The organism is Pseudomonas sp. LM13 (assembly GCF_041381355.1).
GTDB lineage: Bacteria > Pseudomonadota > Gammaproteobacteria > Pseudomonadales > Pseudomonadaceae > Stutzerimonas > Stutzerimonas frequens.
In genome coordinates, this window is sequence record NZ_JACBXH010000152.1 from 1 (window position 1) to 342 (window position 342).

The window sequence follows — 342 nt, forward strand, 5'->3', positions numbered from 1 at the left end:
CTCAGGTTGTCGCGATTGCGCAGCAGCAGCCAACGACTCTGCTTGACCGCCTTTCGTGCCGGCTTGTCTTCGCGCAGAAGGTTGGCCTGGTCGACCCGGATACGGTCGATCACATCCCGGCCGTAGCGCGCGACGACGTGAAACAGGTCGTACACCACTTCGGCCTGCGGGCAATGCTTCTTCACCTCCAGGTCAAAAGCCGTATTCATGTCCATAGCCACCGCCTCGATCTGTTGGCAGTGCTCGCCGAGCAATTCGAAGAACGGGCGGATCGCCTCACGGCTGTTGCCATGGCCGACCCACAGCACCCGTGTTCGCTCGGCATCCATGATGACCGTGGCA

General features: G+C 61.4%; 1 protein-coding gene. It reads right to left on the minus strand.

Annotation, left to right across the window (positions count from 1 at the left end):
* Positions 1-342, minus strand: a 342-nt coding sequence (locus HZR81_RS23790; protein WP_500129419.1) for a transposase, incomplete at both ends; no start/stop codon positions are given.